Genomic DNA, 22,835 nt, shown 5'->3' with positions numbered 1-22,835 from the left:
GAGCGTGATTCTCGCGGCCTGGCTTGCTCGTGATGAGCTGGCCGACCCGCTTTGGCGGGATTTTGGAAGGTGGCGCCCAGTGGTGGGCAATCCGGTTTGAACCCGGAGCTATCGGTAACGGTAAGAGTTCGACTCTTTCACCTTCCGCCAATCACCTGATGGGTGCGTGGAGCCATAGTCAGGGTGGGCCTTCGGGCAGGGCCTGGACGCGGTATAGCCGGAAGTCACGCGTACGGAAAGAACACCGGCAGTTGAAGCGCCTCATTCCTCTTGTGTGCTGGGGGCGGCTTTGGCGGACTGATGGAAAGACATCACTCATTTCGAGCCTCGGCATTTGCCGGGGCTTTTTCGTTACTGGAGCACACGATGCAGAGCCATGACTACGTGCCGGGTGTCTCCGGCTGGAAGATCGAAGACGGTCGTTTCGAGATCAATGCTGCCACCATTAAGGTGGGTGGCTTGTCCCCAGAGCCGCAGTTCATCACGATCACCGCTGCTGAATGGAATGAAAGCGATATCCCGCATATTGCACTGGAGCGCTGCAGATTCATCCGTGACGCGATAAATGCTATCCCGGATCAGTATCGGGGCAACGCTGAATTTTCGACTGAAGACCGTTCGTTTGAAGGTAACGGGTCGGACTTGCGAACCTTGCTTACGTACCGCCGCGCAGAAACATCCGAAGAAGCAGCAGCGCGAGTCGAGCGTGCCAAGGTCGCTGGTACCAGGGTCGTTCACAAGAATGGCTGCATGACAATCATTCATGACGGGGTCGTGCGCGTGCGGCTCGGCAATCTGGAGCAACCTTTCGTGGTTGAGGATGACCAGTTGTTCATCAGTGAGGCTGCGGTAGAAAACGGCACCGTGACCAACAACAAGGTATCGCCGCAGTGGTCGATCAAGCTGGAGGTACGCAACGGACAATACGTCGCTGCCGGCATCGGTATCGGATCGCAGTTGCTGACTTCGGCAGACAAATTCGCCGTTAAGGATGAGCAGCCGAAGTCTGAAATCGAGCAGGCCATCGCAGAGGGCAACGCGCAGAAGATCCTCGACTTGATTGCCGGAACCATCAGCGAGACAGAGCTTGGGAAAAGCATGATCGCCGAAGGTGAGCCTTTTGCCGATCGAGTGCGTGCCGTTATCCGCGACGAGCTTCGCGCAGGCGGCTTACTGCATCGCATCTGATCTAAGCCCCGAACAACCATCCCCGTTGCAAGCGGGTTTCTATTTCCGCTCCCTCCAAGGGAGGACAGTCGGATGCAACTCATGCCCGATAAAAACCCTGAGTTCTGGGCCGCAGTCTGGCTGGCGTTAAGCAATCCACTATGGCAGGGCGCAATCATGGCCTTCGTTATCTCGCTGCTTCGCATCATTTGGGAAGCCAAAGAGACCAGTGTTCGCCGGGTGCTCGCTGAGGCGCTGATCTGCGGCGGCTTGAGTCTGTCTGCCAGCACGTTGATCGACTGGATGGGATGGCCCGCGAATCTGTCCATCGTTGCAGGTAGTGCGATCGGGTTCATCGGCGTCAGCGCGGTTCGTGAGCTGATCATTCGATTCATTAGCCGCAAGGTGGACTCGCTATGAATACGTTGAGATCGATTGCCCTTGCCGGCGTGATCTTGATCGTCGGGCTTCTGTTGGTTGGTATCCAGCAGTACCGAGTTATCGCGCTTCGAGGTGAGGTCGCGATCGAGACGAAGGCCAAGACCGACGCGCTTGCCGCCAATGTCGAAAGCCAGGCCACGATCACCACGCTACGTGCCGAGGCTGCACGGAACATTGCCTATCAGGCTGACCTCAATAACCGGCTCAAAGCCAGCGAACAGAAAGCCCTGAAGGCGAGGAAAGACTTTGAAGACCTCAAGCGTAAGAGCCCGGCTGTTCGTAAGTGGGCTGATCAGCCTCTGCCTGACGGCCTGCGCGGCAAACCAGCCAGCACCGGTAAAGACAACAACGGTAAGGCTCGAACCCCCTGAACTGGTCCCTTGTGAACGCATCAGCGAGAGCGATGAGGACGTCGCACTCAATGGCGACCTTTGGGCGTTGAAGGATCGGGCAGTGAATCTGCTCGACACCTGCGCCGACCAGGTCGACGCCCAGATCCAACGCAGCAAGAGCAAGTAGAGGTAGGCAATGAAGATTGGACCTTTGACGCTGTTCTCTCACAACCCCACCGCGCTGTTGATTGCTGCGCTGCATTGGCAGGGTTCGATCACCTGGCGCTGGGCGCTCAATTGGCGTCACACGAATCAGCTGATCCCCTACGGGTTCGGCTCGACCCGACACTATAAGTCGTCACCGGGCTGGAATGGGGTGCTTACCCTGAATCTGCCTGTTCTCGGTTATTTCCACCTTCAGGCCCAGCCGAACAAGTTCCAGCCAGGCTGGAAGGCGTACAGCTAACTCGCGCCACAAATTCAGATGCGTTCATATCTGGACGCAACTCGGAGTGACCATGAAGCTGATCTTGAAGCAGATCCCCTCCCGGATCGACGTAACCGCGCTCGGTGACGAGCAGGGCCTGACGGTGCCCGGAAAGCCAAATGCGCATGCTCTGTTTGCTCTGTTCACCGAAGCGGGCGATTTGCTGCCCTGCCAGGTAAGCACGACCTTGCATAGTGAGGCTGGTCGCGGCATTCCCCAGCTCACCGTGACATTCAACGTCGACGGCAGAGATTTGATCGTCGAAGGCCATAGCGCTTAGCTCCACATTTTCAGATGCGCTCGTTTCGTGGCGCGGCAGGAGACAGCATGAAGATCACCGTCAACAACGTATTGGGCGCTGTAGTTATTGAGCTGCTGTCCGGTCGCCGTGTTGTCCACCGCGAGCGGTTTGAAGGAAAGACCACAACGCCGTACACCAGATCGATTCGCCAAACCATAGCGTTCGACTCGCATCGAGCGGTGACGAACCTCAACCGTGATGACCTATTCACTTACGGAGTGGAAGCGTGATGGCGATCAGCACTATCACATTCACGATCAAGTGGGCCTGGTGGGTCATACCCTACCTGCAAGCCGTGACCTGGTTCAGCGAATGGACTGGTCTCGACCCTGACGTCGATAAGGTCGTTGCTACTGCCATGCGCGGTCTGCGGTTGGAGCTCGATTGATGGCCTGCTCTGGATGTGCGGCACGGCGTGCACGAGCAGCCAAGTGGTTCGCCATTGCCGCTGACCGGGCTCGGTCTCTGATCAACCCATCACCCAAGGTCGAACCAAATGCCAAGGCTGAAGACGCTGGGAAGCAGGGTGAAGACCCAAGGTGAGCGGCTGACCATCGTCAACACCAACTCATGGCGCGCAACCAAGACGACTGCACACCAGCGTGGCTACGGCTACAAGTGGCAGAAGGCGCGCGAGGGTTGGCTCAACGCTCACCCGCTCTGCGTGTACTGCCAGCGTGATGGTCGCGTGACGTCGGCCACCGTGGTCGACCATATCGTGCCGCATCGCGGCGACATGGCGATCTTCTGGGACAGGACCAAGTGGATGTCCCTGTGCGCCAGCTGCCACTCCTCAGTGAAGCAGCGTGAAGAGAACGCAGATCGATTCAGGTAATCATTATGGAAACGATCCAGAACCAGCCGGACGACAACTGCCGCGTCACTGGATGCAGCGGTGCGGCCAACAGGAAAGGCGCTGGCCTGTGCGAGAAGCACTACATGAGGCAGCGTCGGCATGGATCGACGGATAAGGCATTGGTGTTGAGGCCTGGCCTCATCGACCACAGTCACGGCTACAAGCTGGCTCATGCGCCTGACCATCCGCTGCGTCGAGCATCCAGCAACCGAGTTTATGAACATCGGGTGGTCTACCACGCTGAGCATGGTGATGGCCCGTTCCTCTGCCATTGGTGCTCAATGATGGTGACGTGGGATGACATGCACGTCGACCACCTGAACGATACGAAGGACGACAACTCCCCAGACAACCTGGTGGCGAGCTGCGCGGTCTGCAATCCGAAGCGTGGCTTCGACAAGATGGCTGCAACTCACAGGCTCAGGTCGGAACGCCGTTACACCGCGCACGGCAAGACGATGTGCCTAATCGAGTGGGCTCGCTACCTGAACCTCTCGCGTAACGCGATCGAGTACAGGCTCAGTGCAGGCTGGAAGATCGATGACGTGTTCTCGCCTCGCAAGGGCAGGTCAGGTCCGGCCAGTCGCAGGCATCAAGAGGTAGGGACCGCAGCACGACCGCCTGTCGGTTATGAGATCGATTCTCATCAGATGCGCACCGAAATGGTGCGTTAGGCTGGCTCTATCAGGGGGGGGGTCTAAATATAGGGGGTCGATCGCTTCCAGACCGCGCCCGATCCCATCCGCACTTTTTTTCCCGACCCTAAGGTTTTTTGTTAATGGTGTTAACAGACAAACAACGACAGTTTGTTGACGCTAAGGCCCGAGGTGCGTCCAACAAAGAGGCAGCCGAAGCCGCAGGATGTAAGGCTTCAACCGCTGCTGCAGCCGGTTCCCGCTGGGCGAACGACCCAAAAATTGCGGCCGCAATTCTTGCCAAGCGTCAGGAGCTGACTGTTAACCCCGAGCGCAAGCGTAAACAACGCGCTGATCCTGATGAGGCGGTTACGGAAGAGGAAGACCAAGGCGGCGAGTACCTCGATTGCCTTCCCGACACGGACGACCCACTTGTCTGGCTTCTGGCTCTGATGAACGAGCCGAAAGCGAAAGTCTTCGATCGCCGCAATGCCGCTCAGACGGCTGTGCCCTACGTGCACGGCAAAAAAGGTGAGGCTGGCAAAAAGGAGCAGAAGGCCGAGGCATCCAAGGAAGCCAGCAAGGGCAAATTCTCTGCGGGTAAGCCGCCGCTCTCCGTTGTGAAGGGGTGATCAATGCTGTGGACCACTGCCTGCCCTGACTGGTGGCGGCGTCTCTCCGCGCGCGAATCGATCATTCCGGAGCCGCTGTTTCCTGCTGAAGCTGATGAAGGCCTCGAGGTCTTCCGCTCACTCAAGATTGTGGACGCGCCAGGCAGTCCCACGATGGAAACGGCTTGCGCCCCTTGGGTATTGGCGTTTGCCGGTGCGATTTTCGGCAGCTACAACAGCGAAACCGGGCAGCGGCTGATCAGCGAATACTTTCTGTGTATTCCAAAGAAGAATTCGAAATCAACCATTGCGGCCGCGATCATGCTGACGGCCTTGATCCGCAACTGGCGGCTCGAAGCCGAGTTCATCATTCTCGCGCCGACCAAAGAGATTGCTGATAACTCGTTTAAGCCTGCAGCGGCGATGATCAAGCATGACGAAGAGCTGAGCGCGCTCATGCACGTTCAGCCCCATATGAGGTTGATCACGCATCGCGAAACTGGCGCGACGCTCAAGGTTGTGGCGGCAGATAGCGACGTCGTCGGTGGTAAAAAAGCAGTCGGAGTGCTGATCGACGAAGCCTGGCTGTTCGGCAAGAACGTGAAGGCGCCGGACATGATTCGCGAAGCCACAGGCGGACTGCTGTCCAGACCTGAAGGCTTCATCATCTGGCTGACCACGCAATCGAACGAGCCACCAGCGGGCATATTCAAGTCGAAACTGAGTTACGCGCGCGGCGTGCGCGACGGCCGTATCGATGATCCACGCTTCCTGCCGGTCATCTACGAGTTTCCGCCGGAGATGATCAAAAGCGGGGAGGCGCGTCTCCCGCAGAATTTCCACCTGGTGAACCCGAACATGGGTTACTCGGTGGACAGGGCAACCCTTGAACGGCTGTTTATGCAGGCCGAAATCGACGGTGAAGCCGAGATTCGAGGGTTTTTAGCCAAGTTCCTGAACATCGAGATCGGCCTGGCGCTGATGTCCGACAGCTGGGTTGGCGCGGACTTCTGGGAACCTCAGGCAATGGCCGGGCTTACCCTGGATTCTCTGCTCGAGCAGTGCGAAGTCGTCGAAGTTGGTGTCGACGGCGGTGGCCTTGACGATCTTTTGGGGTTGGCCGTCATGGGGCGTGTTCGAGAGTCTCGGACATGGCTGCACTGGGCACACGCCTACGCACACCCATCCGTGCTGGAGCGGCGCAAGTCCGAGGCGCCCAGGCTGATGGATCTTGCCGCCGCCGGCGACCTGACTTTGGTGAAAAAGATCGGGGATGACGTCGAGCACCTGGCCTCGATCGTCGCGCGAATCAATCAAGCCGGTTTACTCGATAAGGTGGGGCTCGACCCTGCCGGGATCGGTGCTGTGCTCGATGCGCTGGCTGATGTCGGCATCGAGGAAGACCAAATCATCGGTATTTCCCAAGGCTGGAAGCTCACCGGTGCGATCAAAACCACGGAACGCAAGCTCGCGGAAGGCGCGTTGCTGCACTGTGGCCAAGCGCTAATGGCGTGGGCCTGCGGTAACGCCAAGGGCGTACCGTCAGCGAACGCATTTCTCATCACAAAACAGGCTTCGGGAACCGCGAAAATCGACCCACTCATGGCCACGTTCAACGCCGTATCGCTGCTTTCTCTGAATCCAGAGGCGAAGGGCGGCATGGACGACTACCTCAACAACGGATTCTTCGGATTAGTAGGCTGACCATGGCATTTCGTTGGTACAACCCAAGCACTTGGAGCTTCTTCGGCTACACCGATCCGGCGACGGGTAACTACGTCGAAGTTGATATGGAAGTTGGAGGAAAAACCACCAAGGCAGGCGTCAAGGTCACCACCAAGACCGCGCTTTCAATAAGCATGGTTTGGTCCTGCGTAAAAATCCTTTCCGAATCGCTCAGCGGTCTCCCGCTGAAGCTTTACGACGACGGGAAGGACGGCCGCAAGCAGGTAGTTGGTAGCGATCGGGCTTTGAAGCTGCTCCGAAAACCGAATCCGTACATGACGATGCTGAATTTCCTGAAATTCGTCGTGGTGAACATGGCGATCCGCGGAAATGCATTCGCGCTGATCGAGCGTAACGTTCATGGCGAGCCGATCGGATTCGTGCCGCTGAAGTACGACACTGTGAAAATCGATGTCGAAGACGGGTTGATTTATGTCGTAACGCCCGCGGAAGGAGCTCCTTTTCCGGTCTCGCCTGAAAACATGCTCCATTTCAAGCTCTTCAGCCTTGATGGAATCGTCGGCCTCTCACCAATTGAGTACCAGGCCGAGACCATGGGCCTCGCCAAAGCCGGCCAGCAGTGGTCGTCCCGCTTCATGCGCAAGGGCGGCTTCACCGGCGGTTACGTGATCTACGAGAACTTCCTGAACAAGCAGCAGGAAGCCCAGATCATGGCCAAGTTTCCGGACGTCCGCAAAGGTGATGCGGACGACATCGGCAAGATGGCCATTCTGCAGGGCAATCCCAAGATCGTGCCCGCGGGGCTCAGCCAGAAAGACGCCCAATTCATCGAGTCCCAGCAGTTTCAAGAAGAGGCCATGGCTGGCATCTACGGCGTGCCGCTTTGGCTGGCCAACCGTGCTGGCAAGACATCGATCATGGGCTCCAACCTGGAGCAGCAGCTCACGGGGTTCATCACCTTCGGCTTGAAACCCTACATCGACGTTGTTGAGGACGAGTTCAACGACAAGGTCTATGGCAGGTACACGCGCTTCGTCGAATTCAAGGTCGAGGGCCTGCTGCGTGCCGACAGCGCTGGACGCGCCTCCTATTACCAGGCCGCGCTCGGCGGGTCTGGTGGTTCGGGATGGATGACGATCAACGAAGTTCGCGAGAAGGAAAACGAATTGCCGCTGGAAGGCGATGAATACAACCAGGTTACCCGGTGGGAGATCCAGAAAAATGCTCAGCAAGCTTGATTGCCCATTCGAGGTGAAGGCGGCCGACGACGCCGGCAACTTCGAGGGCTACGCCGCGGTGTTTGAAAACGTCGACCTGGGCGATGACGTCATCGTCAAGGGTGCGTTCACCAGCGTGAAGACGGCGCGCAACGGTAAGTTGAAGCTGGCGCTGTACCACGACCTGACCCGACTGGTTGGTACCGCTGATTTCAATCAGGACGACCACGGCCTGTACGTAAAGGGCCAGGTAAACCTGAAAGTTAGTTACGCACGGGACGCCTATGAGCTGATGAAAGACGGCTCTCTGGACAGCATGTCCATCGGTTTCAACACGCTGGAAGCTGATTTCCAGCAGCGCGCCGGCCGACAAGTGCGCGTCATCAAGTCCGCTGAGCTGTGGGAAGCCTCGTTCGTGCCGTTTGGCATGAACCCAGATGCCCAAGTCCTCAGCGTCAAGTCGGACATCAGGCTTTTCGAGAGCGCCCTGCGTGAACGCATGGGCCTCTCGCAGAAGGAAGCGGCAGCAGTCGCTTCGCTCGGCTACCCCGCACTACGCCGTGACGGCGGCAGTGAGGCCACGGCGATCGTGGAAGAGCTGAAAGACATTTCCACCCTGTTTGCCAACCATTTCGGAGTATCGCCATGAGCGAAGTGAAAGAACTGAAAGAATCCCTTGATCAGCAGCTGAAAAGCGGCTTCGAGGGGCTGCAAAAGAAATACGATGCCGCTATGGACGAAGTCCAGAAAGGCAACAAGGTCACCGGCGACCTGAAGAAGCAGATCGAGGACCAAAAGGGCGAGCTGCAAAAGGTCATCGATCAGGTTCAAGACCTTGAACAGAAGGGCGTCAAACTGCGTGGCGGTCCGGGCGAAGGCAAGTCCTTCATCGATATGATCAAGGGCGACGACGCTTACAAGGCGCTCAGCCAGAAATCGGCTAACCGCGCGGAGATCGAAGTCACCAAATCCGATCTGGCGAGCATGAAGGAAGTCAAGGTCACCAGCGCCGGCATTGTCGCGCCGATTTACGACCCGGTTATTCAGCCAGGCATTCGCCAAGAGCTGCGTATCCGTGACCTGCTGACCGCCATCCCAGTCACCGGCCAGCAGTACACCTACTTCCGTGAGCTGCTTCACACTCGCGGCGCTGCTCCAGTGGCAGAAGGCGGCACAAAGCCAACCAGCGACGTGACCTTCGAACCAGCAACCGATCGCGTGAAAAAGATCGCGGTCTGGATGCCAGTCACCGAAGAAGCGCTGGACGATGTCCCGCAAATGCAGGGCTACATTCAGGAACTGCTGCGTTATGACCTGAAGCTGGAAGAAGAAAATCAAATCCTGAAAGGCGACGGCACCGGCGAAAACCTGAACGGTTTGATGACCCAGGCCACCACCTACAGTGCAGCTCTGACGAAGGCCGGCGACACCTCGATCGACATCGTTCGCCGCGGTATCTACCAGGTGCGCAAGCAGTCCAAGTTGTCCGCCGATGGCGTTGTGATGAGCGAACTCGACTGGATGAACATCGAGCTGCAGAAAGACGGTGAAAATCGCTATCTGTTCGCCAACCTGCAAGGCTTGGTGACCCCAGTCCTGTGGGGCCGTCCGGTCATAACGTCTGACAGCATGGATGAAGGTGATGTCGACACCGGCGGTGAGTTCCTGATCGCGAACTTTGCCCGCGCAGCCATCCTGTTCGATCGTATGACCTACCTGTTCAAGATGGGCCTGATCAACGACATGTTCATCAAAAACCAAATCGCGCTTCTTGCTGAAGAGCGTCTGGGTTTGGGAGTTCGTCGGCGCGAGGCGCTGGTAAAAGGCACGTTCCCGGCTGCTGCCTAACTTCCATCCCTGATCAAGGCCGGCGATAAGCCGGCCTTTTCGTTTCTGGAGGCAACATGAAAATCAAAGCTCTGTGGGGCTTCGTCGGTAATGCCGCATTGCTCGGCGCCGGCGTTGAATCGCCCAAGGTGACACGCGGCCAAGTGTTCGAAGATGCTGACGACGAATATGCCCACACCCTCCTGGGTAAGCAGTTGGTCGTTGAGCTCGGCGCTGACGGGAAGCCGAAGGTCACCAAACCGAAGGATTCGAAACCGGCCGCACCGAAAGAGACCAAGTGATGATCGAGTTATCTCTGGTGAAAACGCACCTGCGCGTCGATCACGACGACGAAGACGCCTTGATCCAGGGGTATCTCGATGCCGCGCAGGTTCACGTCGAGCAGCACTGCGACCGTGTAATTGTGGAAACCCCGCTGTTGCCAGAAGAAATGGGCCTTACCAAGGATGTTCAACAGGCGATCCTGCTGCTGGTTGGCCACTGGTATGCGAACCGTGAGGCAGTTGCGAGCGGGCTCACGGAAGTCCCTCTCGCAGTCGGCCGGCTGCTCTGGTACAGGAAGCGATTCTGATGAAAGCGGGCGATCTTCGGCACCGAGTGACGTTCGAGCAGAAGGTCACGACCTACGATCCGGTCTCCAATGAGCCGCTGGTGAGATGGGTAGAATTTGCCACGGTTTGGGCGGCGATCAAGGATCTGAGCGTGCGCGAGTTCATCGCCGCGCAATCCACCCAATCGGAAGTCACCTGCAGGATCGTGACGCGCTACCGTGACGGTTTCGACGCCTCGATGCGTGCACGCCATGACGGCAGGATCTACAACTTGCACGGCGCTCTGCGCGATCCGGTGTCCGGCAAGGAGTATCTGACCTTTCCGGCTAGCGAGGGCGTCAACGATGGCTGATTGGGTTGAGTACAAGCTCACTGGCGCCGATGAACTTTCCGCGAAGTTTCGCGGCCTGGCCGAGGAAATGCGGCGCAAGGTCGTGACGCCGGCGGCCAAGGATGCGATGGCATTGGTCCTGGCCGACGCGAAGAACCGGGCAGCGCGGATCGACGACCCGGAAACAGCGAACTTCATTCCGAAAAACCTCGCGATCGTTGAGCGCAAGGCCATCGGCGTCGAAGTTGGCGCCGTCGTGATGTCGGTCGGTGTGCGCAAGCGCAGCAAGGGTCAGGGCGGCGGCAACACCTTCTACTGGTGGTGGGTCGAACTTGGCACCGAGAAGAACAGAGCCAAGCCGTTCCTGCGCCCAGCGCTGGCGAACAATCGAGAGGCCGTGTTCAAGGAGTTTTTGAACTCGGCCAAGTATCAGCTGATCAAGCTCGGGGTGAATTGATGCTGGCTCCCATCGTGGCAGCATGTAAGGCAGCGCCGGCAGTCACCGCGTTGCTCGGCGACAATCCGATTCGCCTTTATCCGCATGGTGACGCCCCGCAAAGCGTGGCCAAGCCGTATGCGGTCTGGCAGGTGGTCAGCGGCTCGCCGATCAACTACATCAACGGGCGGCCCGATACTGACCGCTACGGCCTGCAGATCGATGTTTACGCGGATACCGCGACAGCGGCTGACGCCGTCGTGACGGCTATGCGCAAAGCAATCGGCCGGTACGCCTATATCACCGGTTTCGGCGTCGACACGCGCGACACCGAAACCAAGAATTACCGCAAAGGTTTCGATGTGTCCTGGCTGGTGAGTGCTTAGCCGGAAAACCTGAAAGAACGACCCGCTTCGGCGGGTTTTTTTATGCCCGCCAAACAGTGATTTCGCAGGAAATCGGGGAGTTTTTGAATTGGCTAAGAACACCATTAATGTCCAAGGCACCGAGCTTTTCGCCATCGATCCGGCCGACAACAGCGTGCTAAACGTGGGCTGCTTCACCACGCTCGACGGCATCGACACCTCAGTCGCCCAAGTTGACGTGACTTGCACAACTTCAAAGGGACGCGAATACGAAGCGGGCCTCGCTGAGCCCGGCTCTGCCTCTTTCGGCTTGAACATCGATCCGAAGAATCCGGTTCACCTGCGCCTTCATCAATTGAAGACCGCAGGCACCAAACTCAAATGGGCCGTGGGCTGGTCGGACGGTTACAACTTCGATACCGAGGAAGGCATTCAGCCCCTGATTGGCACGCCGGGTGCTCTGGCGGCGCTGGTACTGAACTCGGCGGGCACCGGCTACACGACCGCTCCTGCGGTCGCCATCACCGGCGGCGGTGGCTCGGGAGCTACTGCCACTGCGGAGGTCTCGGGAGGCAAAGTCACCGGGTTTACCATCACCAATGCTGGTTCTGGCTACACCAGCGCGCCGACCGTGGCGCTCACCGGCGGCTCTGGCACTGGCGCAACCGCGCGCGCGGTGGTTGAGGACGAAATCGACTTCGACCTGCCGAACACCCGCACCTGGCTCACCTTTGAAGGCTACATGAACAGCTTCCCGTTCACCTTCGGCCTGGGCGACGTCGTCAAATCCACCGTTGGCATTCAGGTATCGGGCGAGCCCGTGCTGATCGCCAAGACCTCCGCTTAAGGAAGCCCCATGGATCTGAGTATTGCTTCGTTGCAAGCCGCTGGCGCGTTCATCGCGCCGCCGGTGAAGAAGGAGATCACCTGGCACGCCAACGGAAAGGCACAGACGGCAACCGTCTACGTACTCCAGGAGTCCTTCATTTCGCTGACGCAGCGCTGGGATGCGCAGGATCGCGGTGGCGATTTGGCCGCTCAGCGGATTGCCTCCTGCATCACCAACAAGGACGGTGTGCCGGTGTTTACGGTCGATGACATCGTCGGCAGCGCGGAAGCCGGTCACGGCCCTCTCTGCGCTGAGCTGGCGATCGTGCTGCTGGCGGCCATTGGGGATGTAAACAAAGTTCCGGAGGGCACCCTCGAAAAAAAATCCAACCCGAGGAAGAGCTCTGGCACGAGCTCGCGATCATCCTCGGCGCGACCATCGCGGAAGCCAAGCAAAGAATGACCTACGTCGAGGCCATGGACTGGATGCGGTACCGGCGACAAACCGGGCCGTTGAATCTGGGCCTTCGCCTCGAGGATGGGTTTGCGATGTTGGCCACGGTGTTCAACAACGTCATGGGCGGCAAGGCCAAGTACTCGGACTACATGCCCGATCGCGGTTTCAACGTCGAGCCGAAGAGCGCCACGCCGCAAGAAGTTCTGGCACTGCTGAAGCGTGTGAAGGGGTGATTTATGGCTGTTGATTCGCTTGGCCAGTTGACGGTCGACCTAGTGGCCAACACTGGCGGCTTTGAAAAAGGCATGGACCGGGCCCAACGCGCGCTGAAGGCTGCCACCAAGGAAGCGGCCTATCAGGCTGGCCAGCTCGACAAGCTGGTTGGGCAGATTGATCCGGTCGTGGGTGCTTATGGTCGCCTCGACAAGATGGAAGAGCAACTGCGCAAGCACCGGGCAGCTGGACGCCTGGAAAAGAGCGACTTCGACGAGTACCTGAAAAAGCTCAACGAGCAGCGCGAGGCCATTGGCAAGACCGACGCGGTCATGGCCAAGGGCGCAATGTCGGCCAAAGCCTACAACGCGGCATTGCGCGGTGTGCCTGCTCAGTTCACCGACATTGCGGTGTCGTTGCAAGGCGGCCAGGCACCGCTGACCGTGTTCCTGCAGCAGGGCGGCCAGCTCAAGGATATGTTCGGCGGAATCGGGCCAGCCGCAAAAGCGCTCGGCGGATACGTGCTGGGTCTGGTCAATCCTTTCACAGTTGCTGCTGCGGCAGCCGCTGTGCTGGCTTTGGCGTACAAGCAAGGCAGTGACGAAGCCAGCGCTTATCGTCAGGCGCTGATCCTTACCGGCAGCGCATCCGGCGCGACAGTCGATGGATTGGAGACGCTGGCCAAGTCCGTCAGCGGCACCACCGGTACTGTTGGTGCTGCATCGGAGGTGCTGGTTCAGCTGGCCAGCTCGGGCAAGATCCCGGTAAGCAGCTTCGACTCGATCGCCGTTGCTGCACTGAAAATGCAGGAGGCGACCGGTAAGGCCGCGTCGGAGACAGTTGCCGACTTTGAGAAAATCGCCCAAGACCCGGTCAAGGCATCGAAGGCGCTCAACGATCAACTGCACTACCTGACCGCTGCTACCTACGAGCAGATTGATGCCCTGGTGCGTCAGGGCGATCAGCAAGGCGCTGTTTCCCTCGCGGAAGAGGCCTACGCCCAGGCGCTCAGCGGCAGGGCTGACAAGATCAAAAGCAACCTCGGCTCGATCGAGAGTGGCTGGAACACCGTTAAAAGTGCTGCCAAAGGCGCATGGGATGCGATTCTCGATATCGGACGTGAGAAGACGTTCGAGGAGAAAATGGCGCTGCTTCAGGAGCAATTGGCAAACGCTGGGCGCATCGGCAGCGGTCCGCGTGGCGGCGGTGGGCGCGGGACGTCCCAGGTCCAATCGGATATCACCGACCTCGGCTTGAGCCAACAGGAAAAGCTGAACCGGCAAGCTGCGCAGGCCCTTTATCAGAGCATTCAGGACAAGGGCATCAAGGGGCGGGAAAGCTTCAATAAGGGCTTGGAGGACACGGCGTCTAAAGCGGAGAAAATGGCCGCTGAGCTGAAAAAGGCCCGCACCGAGATTGAAGACATCAACCGTGCAGCCAAGGTCAATGGCACTGCCGGAGTGAGTGATGCTGACGCTCAGCGCCGCCTTGATGGAATTCGAGAAAAGTACAAAGAAACCGGCCCGAAACCCAAAGCCTACACGGAAGACGCCGGTATCAAGGCCCTCGATTCGGCCCGGCAGCAATATGCGGCACTCCAGCAGCAGGGCGCGCTGATCGGCGACCAGAATGCTGCAAGCCAAACCCTGGGCGCCAATGCGAAAAAACTGGTCGAGTGGGAGCAGCAGCTCGCCGACATCAAGACCAAGAAAACACTGACCGCTGACCAGAAGTCGCTGCTGGCCAGTCAGGATCTGATCACCGCGCAGCTGAAACGCAACGCGGCGCTGGAAACTCAGAACACCCTTTCGGAGAAGGCGCTCGAAACCCGCCGCAAGCTGGCGGCCTTCGATGAAAACCTGCAAAGCCAGCTCGCCAGCGCGAAGCAGGGGCTGGACAACAACCTCGCTGGCGTTGGCCTGGGGGATTTGCAGAAGCAGCGCCTGCAGGAGCAGCTCAGCATTCAGCAGTCGTACCAGTCGCAGCTGGATAAGCTGACCTCCGACTACAACAAGAGCAACAAAGACCAGTTCAGCACCGAGCTTTACGACAAGGAAACGGCCTCGCTCAAGACCGCGTTGGACCAGCGTCTAGCCTACCAGAGGCAGTATTACGTCGATGTCGACAAAGCCCAGGCTGATTGGACCAATGGCGCGTCGTCGGCGTATCAGGATTATCTGCAGAGCGCCAAGGACGTGGCCGGACAGACCAAAAACCTGTTCTCCAATGCGTTCAGCGGCATGGAAGATGCAATCGTCAATTTCGCTTTGACTGGTAAGGCTTCTTTCGGAGATTTTGCCAAATCCGTCCTTGCTGACCTGGTGCGGATCGAGGCTCGTCAGGCGACATCGTCAGGGCTCAGCGCTTTGTTCGGGCTGGCATCCTCGGCAGCAGGCGCTTATTTCGGCGGCTCTACATCAGCTGGCTCTACGCAGTCTGGATACACCGGTGCGGCTTACCAAAGCTGGCTTTCCTCGCAGCATTGGGATGGCGGCTATACCGGCGACGGCGGCAAATATCAGCCGATGGGCGTCGTTCACGGTGGTGAGGTTGTCATCCGCAAGGAAGTCGTTCAACAGCCTGGAATGCGTCAGTACCTGGAGCGCCTGAACAAAAACGGCAAAGGCTATGCCGATGGCGGCTACGTCGGTCTTTCGTCCAGCGGTTCTGGATCGTCAGCGCCGGCGGCCGCTGGTGGCTCGATTGTCATTCAGCAAAACTTCACGGTCGACGGTTCTGGCAACAACACTTCTGACCGCGATATGCAGGCTGTCGGCCAGGCTTATGCCGATACCGCGAAGCGGGGCGCCCAGCAGGCGATCGCGGAAGAGCTTCGGCCGGGCGGCGCAATTTGGAGAGTGGTAAATGGCCGTTGAGACATTCACCTGGTGCGAGCGGCTGGGCGTAACCAGCTCGCCCGAATACCGCACCCGATCAAGCAAATTTGGGAACGGCTATGAGCAGGTCGTCGGTGACGGCCCGAACAACAAGGTCGAGGTATGGCCTCTGACGTTCGTGGTTCGCGAGGCGGTGGCTTTGGACATCAAGGTCTTCCTTGATCGTCATGCGGGGTTCAAGTCGTTCTTCTGGACGCCACCGCTCGGCGAACTCAGCTTCTACCGCGCAACGGCGCCGTCTATCTCGCCGAACGGGGCGGGGTTTTACACGCTGACGACCACTTTCACCCAGTCATTCCTCCCATAGGTTTCAGATGCCATTGATCAAAGACATCCAGGTGCTTGAGCCTGGGAGTGAAGTGCTGCTGTTCGAATTGGACGGATCGGATTACGGCGCCGACGTGCTGCGGTTCCATGGCCACGCCATTCCTTACACGGCTGCAGAACTGCTCGCCGCTGGCGCCGATGCCGATCAACTGCCCGCCAAGGCTATTTGGTGGCAGGGCAATGAGTACGGAGCTTGGCCCATGCAGATCGACGGCATTCAGGCCACCGGCGACGGCACGGCGGTCCGCCCAACGTTGTCAGTCGGCAACGTGAACGGACGTATCACTGCACTGTGCCTCGCGTTCGAGGATCTGCTCGAGTTCAAGCTGACGATGCGGCACACGCTGGGCACCTACCTTGATGCGGTGAACTTCCCGGCCGGCAATCCTGATGCTGATCCGGCGCAAGAGTCGATCGAGGTCTGGTATCTGGACCAGAAGACTTCCGAAAACGGCTCAACCGTATCTTGGGAGTTGGCCAGCCCGGGCGACGTCGGCGGCGAATCTATTGGCAGGCAGATGACCACGCTATGCCACTGGGCGCTGACTGGCGGGTACAGAGGGCCTGACTGCGGCTACACCGGCCCTTACCGGGACAAGGACGGCAACCTCACTGACGATCCGGAAAAGGATGAGCCGGACGCTACGTTAGCGCGCTGCTGCGTTCCGCGCTTCGGGGAGGGGAACCAACTGCCGTTCGGTGGCTTCCCGGCCGTTTCCTTGATCGCCAGGAGCTGACCATGCTTAAACACATCCTGAAAGCGGTGCAGATCCATGCGGCCGCCGAATATCCAAATGAATCCTGCGGTGTGCTGATCAGCATCGGCCGAAAGCAGAAGTACATCCCGTGCCCGAACACCGCAACCGATCCCAGCGAAGAGTTCCGGATTGCTCCGGAGGATTACGCCGCGGCTGAGGATGAGGGCGAGGTGATCGGCATTGTTCACTCCCATCCTGACGCGACCAGCAGGCCGTCCCCGCGCGACCTGGCGATGTGTGAAGCCACCGAACTGCCTTGGCACATACTTTCATGGCCAGAAGGGGACCTCCGAACCATCGTACCCACCGGTCACACGCCGCTGCTGGGGCGCCCGTTCGTGCACGGTGCCTGGGATTGCTGGCAGGTCTGCGCTGACTGGTACAAGCGCGAATGGGGGCTGGAATTCGATGCCTTCAAGCGCGAGGACGGCTGGTGGGAACAGGCCGAAGGCCCAAGCCTCTATGAGCAGGCCTACGAGGCTGCTGGTTTTGAACGCGTCGGCACTCCGCAGCGCGGCGATATGATCGTCATGGAAGTAGGGCGCACCAAGCATCCGAATCACGCGGGCATTTACTTGGGCTCTGATCCGGCACTGCCAGGCGAGTCATCGGCGGTGCATGGCGCCGGACCATTCCTACTCCACCACATGTACGGTAAGCCCTCCGAGATCATTGTCTTCGGCGGGCCGTGGCATGACAGAACACGCCTGATCCTCAGGCACAAAGACGCCAAACATTGAGCGGCGAGGCCGCAGGAGAAACTTATGAGTCAGCCAGATCCATTCGCCCCGGTCATTGCTTGGCGTCGTTGGCGCAGCCATCCAGAACGCGAACCGGTTGAGGTCGATGTCCAGGATGGGCGCGCCGAGTACCAACTCAGCGGCCCATATCGCATGAGCGAAGGATCAAAGATCGAAGTCATCGGGGGCAAGGTTGTTTGGTCAGGCTCAAGCAGCCGCCATCAGACGATATGACTTAGGGTCTGACTGAGCGCTGCATTTGAGGTCTGGTAGGCGACGTTGGAGGTTTGCACAAGGCCGAACTCCTTGCTTGCCGCTCGAAGCAGTACTTCCAGATCGCCAAAGGTTGTGTCGGACAGGAAGGCGTGAATGCCTTCTTTGTTATGGACCATTTCCAGGTCGACGGACTGCTGCAGCGCAACCATGATCGCATTTTCATCAGTGGAGATTAGCAAGTAGCTGAATCGTGTAGGTTGCATATCGACCTCCTAGGTCACATTACCCCGGTCCATGGGCTTGCAGGCAACGGACCGAGGCGGTTCGTTGAAGGCGCAACGCTACTACGGCCTGTATCGGTTTCGTTACTGATCGTTTGTCCAGCGCTGGATGGGCAGACAGGCCGGTGCTACCCTCGGAACTTTCTCAGTGAGGGATCATCATGCGAATTTTGATAGGGGCACTGGCAGTTGCCCTGCTGACGGGGTGTACAACTCCATCCGATCTAAAAAGTGGTAGCCCAGTTTTCACATCCTCAACGCAGAAAAGCCCTAAGCAATACGCTTTGTGTGTGTTCCCTAAATGGCAGGACCTGAATGCTGGCGCGACGATGAGCGAAACGGAAACTGGGTATCGTTTGGTGATGGCAAATCCGGGAGTAGGCCAAACCGACGAGATCTTGGAAGTTACCCGAACACAGACAGGATCCTCGGTCAGGCATTTCCAGAGAATCGCCTGGCAACAACTTGGACGTAGCGGCGTGTCGGATGCCGTCAAGTCATGCATCTGACCAACCTCTATTTCTGAAAACCGCCCTCAGGCGGTTTTTTTATACCTGGAGATTTTATGGACGGCTCTGCGATTCGCTACGAACCTATGACCACTATTGAATTGTGGGGGGCTCTCGGTAGAAAGCTCGGAAAAATTCACTCCAGACTGCTTGATACGGGAAAGTCATGGGAAGTGTTCAAGGCGCTTGAAGTCTCGTTGCCAGGATTCAAGGAGGAGGTGAGTAGATTACACAGGCTTGGGATGCGTTTTGCGATCTTCAGAAATCATAAAAATGTCGGGGAGGAAAACTTTGATTTAGGTGGCACCAGACACTTGCGAATCGTACCGGTTATTTCTGGTAGCAAGCGGGCAGGTGTTCTACAAACGGTTGTTGGACTTGTGTTGATTGTGGCCTCCTTTTTTGTTCCGGGAAGTACTCCCGGTGCTTTGGCTGCGTCCTCAGCGCTGCTTAGCGGCGGGATTGCGGCCACTGCTGGTGGTGTCATTCAGATGCTAAGTCCGCAGGCCAAAGGGCTCAGCCAAAGCGCTTCACCTGCCAACTTACCGAGCTACGCGTTTGGCAGCGCCAAGAACACTGTAGCCAGCGGCAACCCGGTCCCGATCTGCATCGGCGAGCGCCGGTGGGGCGGTGCGATCATCTCTGCTTCGATACTCGCTGAAGACAAAACCTGATCCTGAACTGGAAGACCCGACCGCCGATTGGCGGTTTTTTTATGCCTGGAGAAAAGCATGGGCGCAGCTGAGAAAATCGACATCACCGGCGCCAAGGGCGGCAGCAGCAGCCCCAAGGCTCCGACCGAGGCCACCGACAGCCTGCGCTCCACGAACCTAGCAAAGATCCTGATCGCCGTGGGCGAGGGTGAGTTTGACGGTGTTCCCACTGCTGCTGACATCTACTTGGACAATACGCCGATCAACGATGCGAGCGGCAACGTCAATTTTCCGAACGTGAAGTGGGATTGGCGCTCGGGGTCGGTGGATCAGGATTACATCCCTGGCATTCCTTCGGTCGAAAACGAGACAACCATCAACGTTGAGCTGCGCAGCGATGCCGCGTGGGTTCGATCCATCACCAACACTCAGCTGTCGGCGGTGCGCATTCGCTTTGCATGGCCAGCGCTTCAGCAGCAGGACGACAATGGAAACGTCGGCGGCTATCGAATCGAGTATGCGGTAGACATCGCCACCGATGGCGGGGCTTACCAGCAGGTGCTTGACGAGGCTGTCGATGGCAAGACGACCACTCGCTATGAGCGGTCTCGGCGGATTGATTTGCCACCGGCAACCTCGGGCTGGCAGATCCGCGCGCGCCGGCTGACGCCAAACCAGAACACCAACAGAATCGCGGACACGATGCTGGTGGCAGGCCTTACCGAGGTCATCGATGAGAAATTGCGCTATCCGAACACGGCGCTGTTCTACATCGAGTTCGATGCCGAGCAGTTCAGCAACATCCCGGCCGTCACCATCAAGTGCAAAGCGCGCAAGTGGCAGGTGCCGAGCAACTACGATCCAGTGGCCCGCAGCTATACCGGGGTATGGGATGGAACATTCAAGCAGGCCTGGACCAACAACCCGGCGTGGGTGACCTACGGGATCTGCACCGTTGACCGGTTCGGATTGGGCAAACGCATCAAGCCCTTCATGGTCGACAAGTGGGAGCTCTATCGGATCGCCCAATACTGCGACCAGTTGGTAAGCGATGGCGCTGGCGGTCAAGAGCCACGGTTTCTCTGTGACATGAACCTGCAGGGCAAGCCCGACGCCTGGACGTTGTTGCGTGATATCTCCGCGATCTATCGAGGCATGACCTACTGGGCGCAGGGCCAGCTCGTGATGCAGGCGGATATGCCGCGCGCGCAGGATTTCGACTACGTCTTCACCCGGGCCAACGTGATCGACGGCGAGTTCAATTACGGAAGCGCCTCAGCGAAGACTCGCTACACCCGCGCGATCGTTAGCTATGACAACCCGAGCAACAATTACGACACCGACGTGACCGCCTATGCGGATCTGGCTCTGCAACGTCGCCTTGGTGATAACCCTGTCGAGATCAGTGCGATTGGCTGCACGCGCGCCTCGGAAGGGCAACGCCGCGGGAAATGGGTGGTAACGAGCAACAGCCAAGATCGCACCGTTACGTTCAAAACTGGTATGGAGGGCGTTATCCCGCTCCCGGGCTACATCATCCCAGTGGCTGACTCGCTCCTGGCTGGTAGGGAAGTCGGCGGCCGCATCTCTGCCGCTGCCGGGCGCGTGGTGACGCTTGACCGTGACACACTGGCAAAGGCTGGAGATCGGCTGATCATCAACCTGGCAAGCGGCAAGGCGGAAGGGCGAACTGTGCAGTCGGTGGCGGGGCGTGCAATCACAGTCACTACGGCGTTCAGCGAGACCCCGACGCCTCAACTTCAGTGGGCGCTCGATGCCGACGACCTGGCGATTCCGCTGTATCGAGTACTCAGCACTAAGCGAACCACCGAAGGCGACTACGAAATCTCAGCGTTGCAGTTCGAGCCGAGCAAGTTCCCCTTCATTGACACCGGCGCGCGCCTAGAAGAGCGGCCGATCAGCGTCATCCCGATTACCGTGGTTCCGGCGCCGGCCAGCGTCACGCTGACGTCGACCATTGCTATTGCTCAAGGCTTGGCCGTCACCACGATGACCATTACCTGGCCTGCGGTGAATGGCGCCGTGGGCTATGACGTCGAGTGGCGCAAGGACAACGGTAACTGGATCAAGGTGCAGCGCACCGGTTCGACCAGTGTCGACATCACCGGCATCTATCAGGGCGCGTATCTGGCCCGGGTGCGCGCGGTGAGTGCCTACGACATCTCGTCGATCTGGCGCACCTCGATCCTGACCCAGCTCAACGGCAAGGAAGGCCTGCCGCCGGCGGTAACCTCGCTGACGGCCACACCGCTGATCTTCGGTATTAACCTGAAGTGGACTTTCCCACCAGGTGCGGATGACACGCAGCGCACGGAAATCTGGTACGGGCCGACGACTGATCTCGCCGCCGCAACCAAGCTCAGCGACCTGGCCTACCCGCAGTCCGAGTACAACATGCAGGGCCTGCTGGCGGGCGTGACGTTCTTCTTCTGGGCGCGGTTGGTGGACCGGACTGGCAATATCGGCCCGTGGTATCCGACCGGCATCGGTGTGATGGGGCAGAGCAGCTCAGAAGCTGGCCCGATCCTCGACATGATCGCGGGTCAGATCGGGGAGACAGAGCTTGGTCAGGAGCTACAGGACAAAATCGACAAGATCGACGACCTGCAGGATCAGATCGACGCGCTGGATGGGCTGAAAGCGTATGACCCGGGTCAGACCTATCTGAAAGGCCAGATGATCGTCGTCGATGGGCGGATCTTCCAGGCGGAGCAGGATGTTCCTCTGAACACACCACCACCGAACTTGGCGTACTGGGAGGACGTGGGCGATCTGCTGGAGACAGCAAACGGCCTGGCCGAGCAGGTGTCGACGAACACCACCGACATCAGCGATCTGGATGGCGTTGTTACAGCGCAGGCCTCAAGCCTTGAAGCATTGCGGGCATCCGCCCGGGATGACAACGGCGAAGGCGAACTTGCGGATGCGCTGAAGGGCTGGAGCAGTACCGCGAGTATCGTCACCGAATCGACAGTCAGGGCCACGCAGAATCAGGCAATCGTCCAAACCGTCACCCAGCTGAACGCCACTGTCGGCGAGAACTCGGCGCAGGTGACAGACCTGCGTCAGGTGGTTGCAGATGAGAAACAGGCAACGGCTACAGCGCTCCAGCAGGTCGGCGTCAAGGTTGACGGTAACACTGCAGACATCCAGACCCAGTCCCAGGCAATTTCCACCATCGACGGCAAGGTTTCAACGTCTTGGTCGGTGAAGATGCAGGTCACTGCGAACGGGCAATACGTGGTGGCAGGGATAGGGCTTGGCATTGAGAACGGCCCGGCCGGGTTGCAAAGCCAATTCGTGGTGTCGGCTGATCGGTTTGCGGTGGTTAACACGATTGCCGGAGGCGCGATTTCCGTGCCGTTCGCTGTTCAGGGCGGTCAGGTCTTCATCAACCAGGCGTTTATCCAGGACGGCACGATCACCAACGCCAAGATCGGCAGCTACATCAGTTCGACGAATTACATTGCCGGTCAGCAGGGATGGATCCTGAACAAGGATGGCACGCTGGAAATCAACGGTGTTATTCCAGGGCAGGGCCGGCTGGTAATCAACGCGCAGAACGTTTCTGTATTCGATGCGAATGGCGTGCTGCGTGTTCGCCTTGGATATCTGGGGTGATTCATGGCTTATGGGATGCGGGTATGGGACGCTTCGGGAAACCTGCGCAT

Annotated in this window: 31 protein-coding genes and 1 tRNA gene; 31 read left to right on the top strand and 1 reads right to left on the bottom strand. The window is 58.6% G+C overall.

What is annotated here, in order from left to right; all coding sequences use genetic code 11:
• Positions 1 to 64: 64 nt before the first annotated feature.
• From BLS87_RS34240 to BLS87_RS22520, 29 genes are all read left to right on the top strand, one after another.
• Positions 65 to 150: transfer RNA gene (locus tag BLS87_RS34240), tRNA-Ser, on the top strand.
• Positions 151 to 366: 216 nt separating this feature from the next.
• Complete coding sequence (locus tag BLS87_RS22645; protein ID WP_074755861.1) at positions 367 to 1,188, top strand: phage tail tip fiber protein; 822 nt, start codon at positions 367 to 369, stop codon at positions 1,186 to 1,188.
• Positions 1,189 to 1,260: 72 nt separating this feature from the next.
• Positions 1,261 to 1,587, top strand: coding sequence for a phage holin, lambda family (locus BLS87_RS22640; RefSeq protein WP_074755859.1), 327 nt, complete (start codon positions 1,261 to 1,263; stop codon positions 1,585 to 1,587).
• Positions 1,588 to 1,592: 5 nt separating this feature from the next.
• The gene (locus tag BLS87_RS22635) at positions 1,593 to 1,979 is read left to right on the top strand and encodes a hypothetical protein (RefSeq protein WP_074756149.1); all 387 of its coding nucleotides are present in this window, start codon (positions 1,593 to 1,595) and stop codon (positions 1,977 to 1,979) included.
• On the top strand, positions 1,882 to 2,127 hold the full coding sequence (lysC, locus tag BLS87_RS34725) for an Rz1-like lysis system protein LysC (protein ID WP_244165888.1): 246 nt from the start codon (positions 1,882 to 1,884) through the stop codon (positions 2,125 to 2,127). Before BLS87_RS22635 ends, lysC begins: the two co-directional genes overlap by 98 nt.
• Before the next feature lie 9 nt (positions 2,128 to 2,136).
• A complete protein-coding gene (locus BLS87_RS22630) occupies positions 2,137 to 2,406 on the top strand; it encodes a hypothetical protein (RefSeq protein ID WP_074755857.1) in 270 nt (89 codons plus the stop codon).
• A gap of 52 nt (positions 2,407 to 2,458) precedes the next feature.
• Positions 2,459 to 2,707, top strand: coding sequence for a hypothetical protein (locus tag BLS87_RS22625; protein WP_074755855.1), 249 nt, complete (start codon positions 2,459 to 2,461; stop codon positions 2,705 to 2,707).
• A gap of 47 nt (positions 2,708 to 2,754) precedes the next feature.
• Positions 2,755 to 2,958 carry a hypothetical protein gene (locus tag BLS87_RS22620; RefSeq protein WP_074755852.1) on the top strand — a complete coding sequence of 68 codons (204 nt, stop codon included), beginning with the start codon at positions 2,755 to 2,757 and terminating at the stop codon, positions 2,956 to 2,958.
• Positions 2,958 to 3,116 carry a hypothetical protein gene (locus BLS87_RS34235; RefSeq protein ID WP_167362094.1) on the top strand — a complete coding sequence of 53 codons (159 nt, stop codon included), beginning with the start codon at positions 2,958 to 2,960 and terminating at the stop codon, positions 3,114 to 3,116. The genes BLS87_RS22620 and BLS87_RS34235 overlap by 1 nt, the downstream gene beginning before the upstream one ends.
• A 108-nt stretch (positions 3,117 to 3,224) precedes the next feature.
• Positions 3,225 to 3,563 carry an HNH endonuclease gene (locus BLS87_RS22615; RefSeq protein WP_074755850.1) on the top strand — a complete coding sequence of 113 codons (339 nt, stop codon included), beginning with the start codon at positions 3,225 to 3,227 and terminating at the stop codon, positions 3,561 to 3,563.
• Positions 3,564 to 3,568: 5 nt separating this feature from the next.
• Positions 3,569 to 4,258, top strand: a complete 690-nt coding sequence (locus BLS87_RS22610) for an HNH endonuclease family protein (RefSeq protein ID WP_083370739.1) — start codon at positions 3,569 to 3,571, stop codon at positions 4,256 to 4,258.
• Between the two features lie 104 nt (positions 4,259 to 4,362).
• Positions 4,363 to 4,851 (top strand): terminase small subunit, encoded by a 489-nt coding sequence (locus tag BLS87_RS22605; protein WP_074755848.1) that lies wholly within the window; start codon positions 4,363 to 4,365, stop codon positions 4,849 to 4,851.
• A gap of 3 nt (positions 4,852 to 4,854) precedes the next feature.
• On the top strand, positions 4,855 to 6,534 hold the full coding sequence (locus BLS87_RS22600) for a terminase large subunit (protein WP_074755846.1): 1,680 nt from the start codon (positions 4,855 to 4,857) through the stop codon (positions 6,532 to 6,534).
• 2 nt (positions 6,535 to 6,536) lie between these two features.
• Positions 6,537 to 7,754 (top strand): phage portal protein, encoded by a 1,218-nt coding sequence (locus BLS87_RS22595; protein ID WP_074755844.1) that lies wholly within the window; start codon positions 6,537 to 6,539, stop codon positions 7,752 to 7,754.
• On the top strand, positions 7,738 to 8,382 hold the full coding sequence (locus BLS87_RS22590) for an HK97 family phage prohead protease (protein WP_074755842.1): 645 nt from the start codon (positions 7,738 to 7,740) through the stop codon (positions 8,380 to 8,382). Before BLS87_RS22595 ends, BLS87_RS22590 begins: the two co-directional genes overlap by 17 nt.
• On the top strand, positions 8,379 to 9,581 hold the full coding sequence (locus tag BLS87_RS22585; protein WP_074755840.1) for a phage major capsid protein: 1,203 nt from the start codon (positions 8,379 to 8,381) through the stop codon (positions 9,579 to 9,581). The genes BLS87_RS22590 and BLS87_RS22585 overlap by 4 nt, the downstream gene beginning before the upstream one ends.
• A 56-nt stretch (positions 9,582 to 9,637) precedes the next feature.
• Positions 9,638 to 9,862, top strand: coding sequence for a hypothetical protein (locus tag BLS87_RS22580; RefSeq protein WP_074755838.1), 225 nt, complete (start codon positions 9,638 to 9,640; stop codon positions 9,860 to 9,862).
• On the top strand, positions 9,862 to 10,152 hold the full coding sequence (locus BLS87_RS22575) for a head-tail connector protein (protein ID WP_074755836.1): 291 nt from the start codon (positions 9,862 to 9,864) through the stop codon (positions 10,150 to 10,152). Before BLS87_RS22580 ends, BLS87_RS22575 begins: the two co-directional genes overlap by 1 nt.
• Positions 10,152 to 10,484 carry a phage head closure protein gene (locus BLS87_RS22570; protein WP_074755833.1) on the top strand — a complete coding sequence of 111 codons (333 nt, stop codon included), beginning with the start codon at positions 10,152 to 10,154 and terminating at the stop codon, positions 10,482 to 10,484. Before BLS87_RS22575 ends, BLS87_RS22570 begins: the two co-directional genes overlap by 1 nt.
• Entirely contained in the window at positions 10,477 to 10,920 is a 444-nt protein-coding gene (locus tag BLS87_RS22565; RefSeq protein ID WP_074755830.1) for an HK97-gp10 family putative phage morphogenesis protein, read from the top strand. The genes BLS87_RS22570 and BLS87_RS22565 overlap by 8 nt, the downstream gene beginning before the upstream one ends.
• A complete protein-coding gene (locus BLS87_RS22560) occupies positions 10,920 to 11,285 on the top strand; it encodes a DUF3168 domain-containing protein (RefSeq protein WP_074755828.1) in 366 nt (121 codons plus the stop codon). Before BLS87_RS22565 ends, BLS87_RS22560 begins: the two co-directional genes overlap by 1 nt.
• Positions 11,286 to 11,373: 88 nt before the next feature.
• Complete coding sequence (locus BLS87_RS22555) at positions 11,374 to 12,111, top strand: phage tail tube protein (RefSeq protein WP_244165884.1); 738 nt, start codon at positions 11,374 to 11,376, stop codon at positions 12,109 to 12,111.
• 9 nt (positions 12,112 to 12,120) lie between these two features.
• Positions 12,121 to 12,555, top strand: coding sequence for a phage tail assembly chaperone family protein, TAC (locus BLS87_RS22550; protein ID WP_074755825.1), 435 nt, complete (start codon positions 12,121 to 12,123; stop codon positions 12,553 to 12,555).
• The gene (locus BLS87_RS22545; RefSeq protein ID WP_074755823.1) at positions 12,552 to 12,782 is read left to right on the top strand and encodes a phage tail assembly protein T; all 231 of its coding nucleotides are present in this window, start codon (positions 12,552 to 12,554) and stop codon (positions 12,780 to 12,782) included. The genes BLS87_RS22550 and BLS87_RS22545 overlap by 4 nt, the downstream gene beginning before the upstream one ends.
• A gap of 3 nt (positions 12,783 to 12,785) precedes the next feature.
• Positions 12,786 to 15,638 carry a phage tail tape measure protein gene (locus tag BLS87_RS22540; protein WP_074755821.1) on the top strand — a complete coding sequence of 951 codons (2,853 nt, stop codon included), beginning with the start codon at positions 12,786 to 12,788 and terminating at the stop codon, positions 15,636 to 15,638.
• On the top strand, positions 15,628 to 15,966 hold the full coding sequence (locus BLS87_RS22535) for a phage tail protein (protein ID WP_074755819.1): 339 nt from the start codon (positions 15,628 to 15,630) through the stop codon (positions 15,964 to 15,966). The genes BLS87_RS22540 and BLS87_RS22535 overlap by 11 nt, the downstream gene beginning before the upstream one ends.
• 7 nt (positions 15,967 to 15,973) lie before the next feature.
• Positions 15,974 to 16,723 carry a phage minor tail protein L gene (locus tag BLS87_RS22530; protein ID WP_074755816.1) on the top strand — a complete coding sequence of 250 codons (750 nt, stop codon included), beginning with the start codon at positions 15,974 to 15,976 and terminating at the stop codon, positions 16,721 to 16,723.
• A gap of 2 nt (positions 16,724 to 16,725) precedes the next feature.
• A complete protein-coding gene (locus BLS87_RS22525; RefSeq protein ID WP_074755814.1) occupies positions 16,726 to 17,484 on the top strand; it encodes a C40 family peptidase in 759 nt (252 codons plus the stop codon).
• A 24-nt stretch (positions 17,485 to 17,508) separates the two neighbouring features.
• Positions 17,509 to 17,718, top strand: coding sequence for a hypothetical protein (locus BLS87_RS22520; RefSeq protein WP_074755811.1), 210 nt, complete (start codon positions 17,509 to 17,511; stop codon positions 17,716 to 17,718).
• On the opposite strand, the gene BLS87_RS22515 is transcribed toward BLS87_RS22520, so the two are convergent.
• A complete protein-coding gene (locus BLS87_RS22515) occupies positions 17,706 to 17,963 on the bottom strand; it encodes a hypothetical protein (protein ID WP_074755808.1) in 258 nt (85 codons plus the stop codon). The genes BLS87_RS22520 and BLS87_RS22515 overlap by 13 nt on opposite strands.
• Before the next feature lie 583 nt (positions 17,964 to 18,546).
• On the opposite strand from BLS87_RS22515, the gene BLS87_RS22505 reads away from it, so the two are divergent.
• Both BLS87_RS22505 and BLS87_RS22500 read left to right on the top strand, forming a co-directional pair.
• The gene (locus BLS87_RS22505) at positions 18,547 to 19,164 is read left to right on the top strand and encodes a tail assembly protein (protein WP_074755803.1); all 618 of its coding nucleotides are present in this window, start codon (positions 18,547 to 18,549) and stop codon (positions 19,162 to 19,164) included.
• A 57-nt stretch (positions 19,165 to 19,221) separates the two neighbouring features.
• Positions 19,222 to 22,785, top strand: a complete 3,564-nt coding sequence (locus BLS87_RS22500; protein WP_074755801.1) for a TipJ family phage tail tip protein — start codon at positions 19,222 to 19,224, stop codon at positions 22,783 to 22,785.
• Positions 22,786 to 22,835 lie beyond the last annotated feature (50 nt).

It is taken from the genome of Pseudomonas abietaniphila (assembly GCF_900100795.1).
Classification (GTDB): Bacteria; Pseudomonadota; Gammaproteobacteria; order Pseudomonadales; family Pseudomonadaceae; genus Aquipseudomonas; species Aquipseudomonas abietaniphila.
Note: the sequence above shows the minus strand (reverse complement) of the source record. Positions and strands in the feature narration are given on the sequence as shown.

What these genes read in the sequence shown, in the direction of transcription:
- BLS87_RS22645 (WP_074755861.1), top strand. Translation starts at nt 367, where the DNA reads ATGCAGAGCCATGACTACGTGCCGGGTGTCTCCGGCTGGAAGATCGAA.
- BLS87_RS22640 (WP_074755859.1), top strand. Translation starts at nt 1,261, where the DNA reads ATGCAACTCATGCCCGATAAAAACCCTGAGTTCTGGGCCGCAGTCTGG.
- BLS87_RS22630 (WP_074755857.1), top strand. Translation starts at nt 2,137, where the DNA reads ATGAAGATTGGACCTTTGACGCTGTTCTCTCACAACCCCACCGCGCTG.
- BLS87_RS22625 (WP_074755855.1), top strand. Translation starts at nt 2,459, where the DNA reads ATGAAGCTGATCTTGAAGCAGATCCCCTCCCGGATCGACGTAACCGCG.
- BLS87_RS22620 (WP_074755852.1), top strand. Translation starts at nt 2,755, where the DNA reads ATGAAGATCACCGTCAACAACGTATTGGGCGCTGTAGTTATTGAGCTG.
- BLS87_RS34235 (WP_167362094.1), top strand. Translation starts at nt 2,958, where the DNA reads ATGGCGATCAGCACTATCACATTCACGATCAAGTGGGCCTGGTGGGTC.
- BLS87_RS22615 (WP_074755850.1), top strand. Translation starts at nt 3,225, where the DNA reads ATGCCAAGGCTGAAGACGCTGGGAAGCAGGGTGAAGACCCAAGGTGAG.
- BLS87_RS22610 (WP_083370739.1), top strand. Translation starts at nt 3,569, where the DNA reads ATGGAAACGATCCAGAACCAGCCGGACGACAACTGCCGCGTCACTGGA.
- BLS87_RS22605 (WP_074755848.1), top strand. Translation starts at nt 4,363, where the DNA reads ATGGTGTTAACAGACAAACAACGACAGTTTGTTGACGCTAAGGCCCGA.
- BLS87_RS22600 (WP_074755846.1), top strand. Translation starts at nt 4,855, where the DNA reads ATGCTGTGGACCACTGCCTGCCCTGACTGGTGGCGGCGTCTCTCCGCG.
- BLS87_RS22595 (WP_074755844.1), top strand. Translation starts at nt 6,537, where the DNA reads ATGGCATTTCGTTGGTACAACCCAAGCACTTGGAGCTTCTTCGGCTAC.
- BLS87_RS22590 (WP_074755842.1), top strand. Translation starts at nt 7,738, where the DNA reads ATGCTCAGCAAGCTTGATTGCCCATTCGAGGTGAAGGCGGCCGACGAC.
- BLS87_RS22585 (WP_074755840.1), top strand. Translation starts at nt 8,379, where the DNA reads ATGAGCGAAGTGAAAGAACTGAAAGAATCCCTTGATCAGCAGCTGAAA.
- BLS87_RS22580 (WP_074755838.1), top strand. Translation starts at nt 9,638, where the DNA reads ATGAAAATCAAAGCTCTGTGGGGCTTCGTCGGTAATGCCGCATTGCTC.
- BLS87_RS22575 (WP_074755836.1), top strand. Translation starts at nt 9,862, where the DNA reads ATGATCGAGTTATCTCTGGTGAAAACGCACCTGCGCGTCGATCACGAC.
- BLS87_RS22570 (WP_074755833.1), top strand. Translation starts at nt 10,152, where the DNA reads ATGAAAGCGGGCGATCTTCGGCACCGAGTGACGTTCGAGCAGAAGGTC.
- BLS87_RS22565 (WP_074755830.1), top strand. Translation starts at nt 10,477, where the DNA reads ATGGCTGATTGGGTTGAGTACAAGCTCACTGGCGCCGATGAACTTTCC.
- BLS87_RS22560 (WP_074755828.1), top strand. Translation starts at nt 10,920, where the DNA reads ATGCTGGCTCCCATCGTGGCAGCATGTAAGGCAGCGCCGGCAGTCACC.
- BLS87_RS22550 (WP_074755825.1), top strand. Translation starts at nt 12,121, where the DNA reads ATGGATCTGAGTATTGCTTCGTTGCAAGCCGCTGGCGCGTTCATCGCG.
- BLS87_RS22545 (WP_074755823.1), top strand. Translation starts at nt 12,552, where the DNA reads ATGACCTACGTCGAGGCCATGGACTGGATGCGGTACCGGCGACAAACC.
- BLS87_RS22540 (WP_074755821.1), top strand. Translation starts at nt 12,786, where the DNA reads ATGGCTGTTGATTCGCTTGGCCAGTTGACGGTCGACCTAGTGGCCAAC.
- BLS87_RS22535 (WP_074755819.1), top strand. Translation starts at nt 15,628, where the DNA reads ATGGCCGTTGAGACATTCACCTGGTGCGAGCGGCTGGGCGTAACCAGC.
- BLS87_RS22530 (WP_074755816.1), top strand. Translation starts at nt 15,974, where the DNA reads ATGCCATTGATCAAAGACATCCAGGTGCTTGAGCCTGGGAGTGAAGTG.
- BLS87_RS22525 (WP_074755814.1), top strand. Translation starts at nt 16,726, where the DNA reads ATGCTTAAACACATCCTGAAAGCGGTGCAGATCCATGCGGCCGCCGAA.
- BLS87_RS22520 (WP_074755811.1), top strand. Translation starts at nt 17,509, where the DNA reads ATGAGTCAGCCAGATCCATTCGCCCCGGTCATTGCTTGGCGTCGTTGG.
- BLS87_RS22515 (WP_074755808.1), bottom strand. Translation starts at nt 17,963, where the DNA reads ATGCAACCTACACGATTCAGCTACTTGCTAATCTCCACTGATGAAAAT.
- BLS87_RS22505 (WP_074755803.1), top strand. Translation starts at nt 18,547, where the DNA reads ATGGACGGCTCTGCGATTCGCTACGAACCTATGACCACTATTGAATTG.
- BLS87_RS22500 (WP_074755801.1), top strand. Translation starts at nt 19,222, where the DNA reads ATGGGCGCAGCTGAGAAAATCGACATCACCGGCGCCAAGGGCGGCAGC.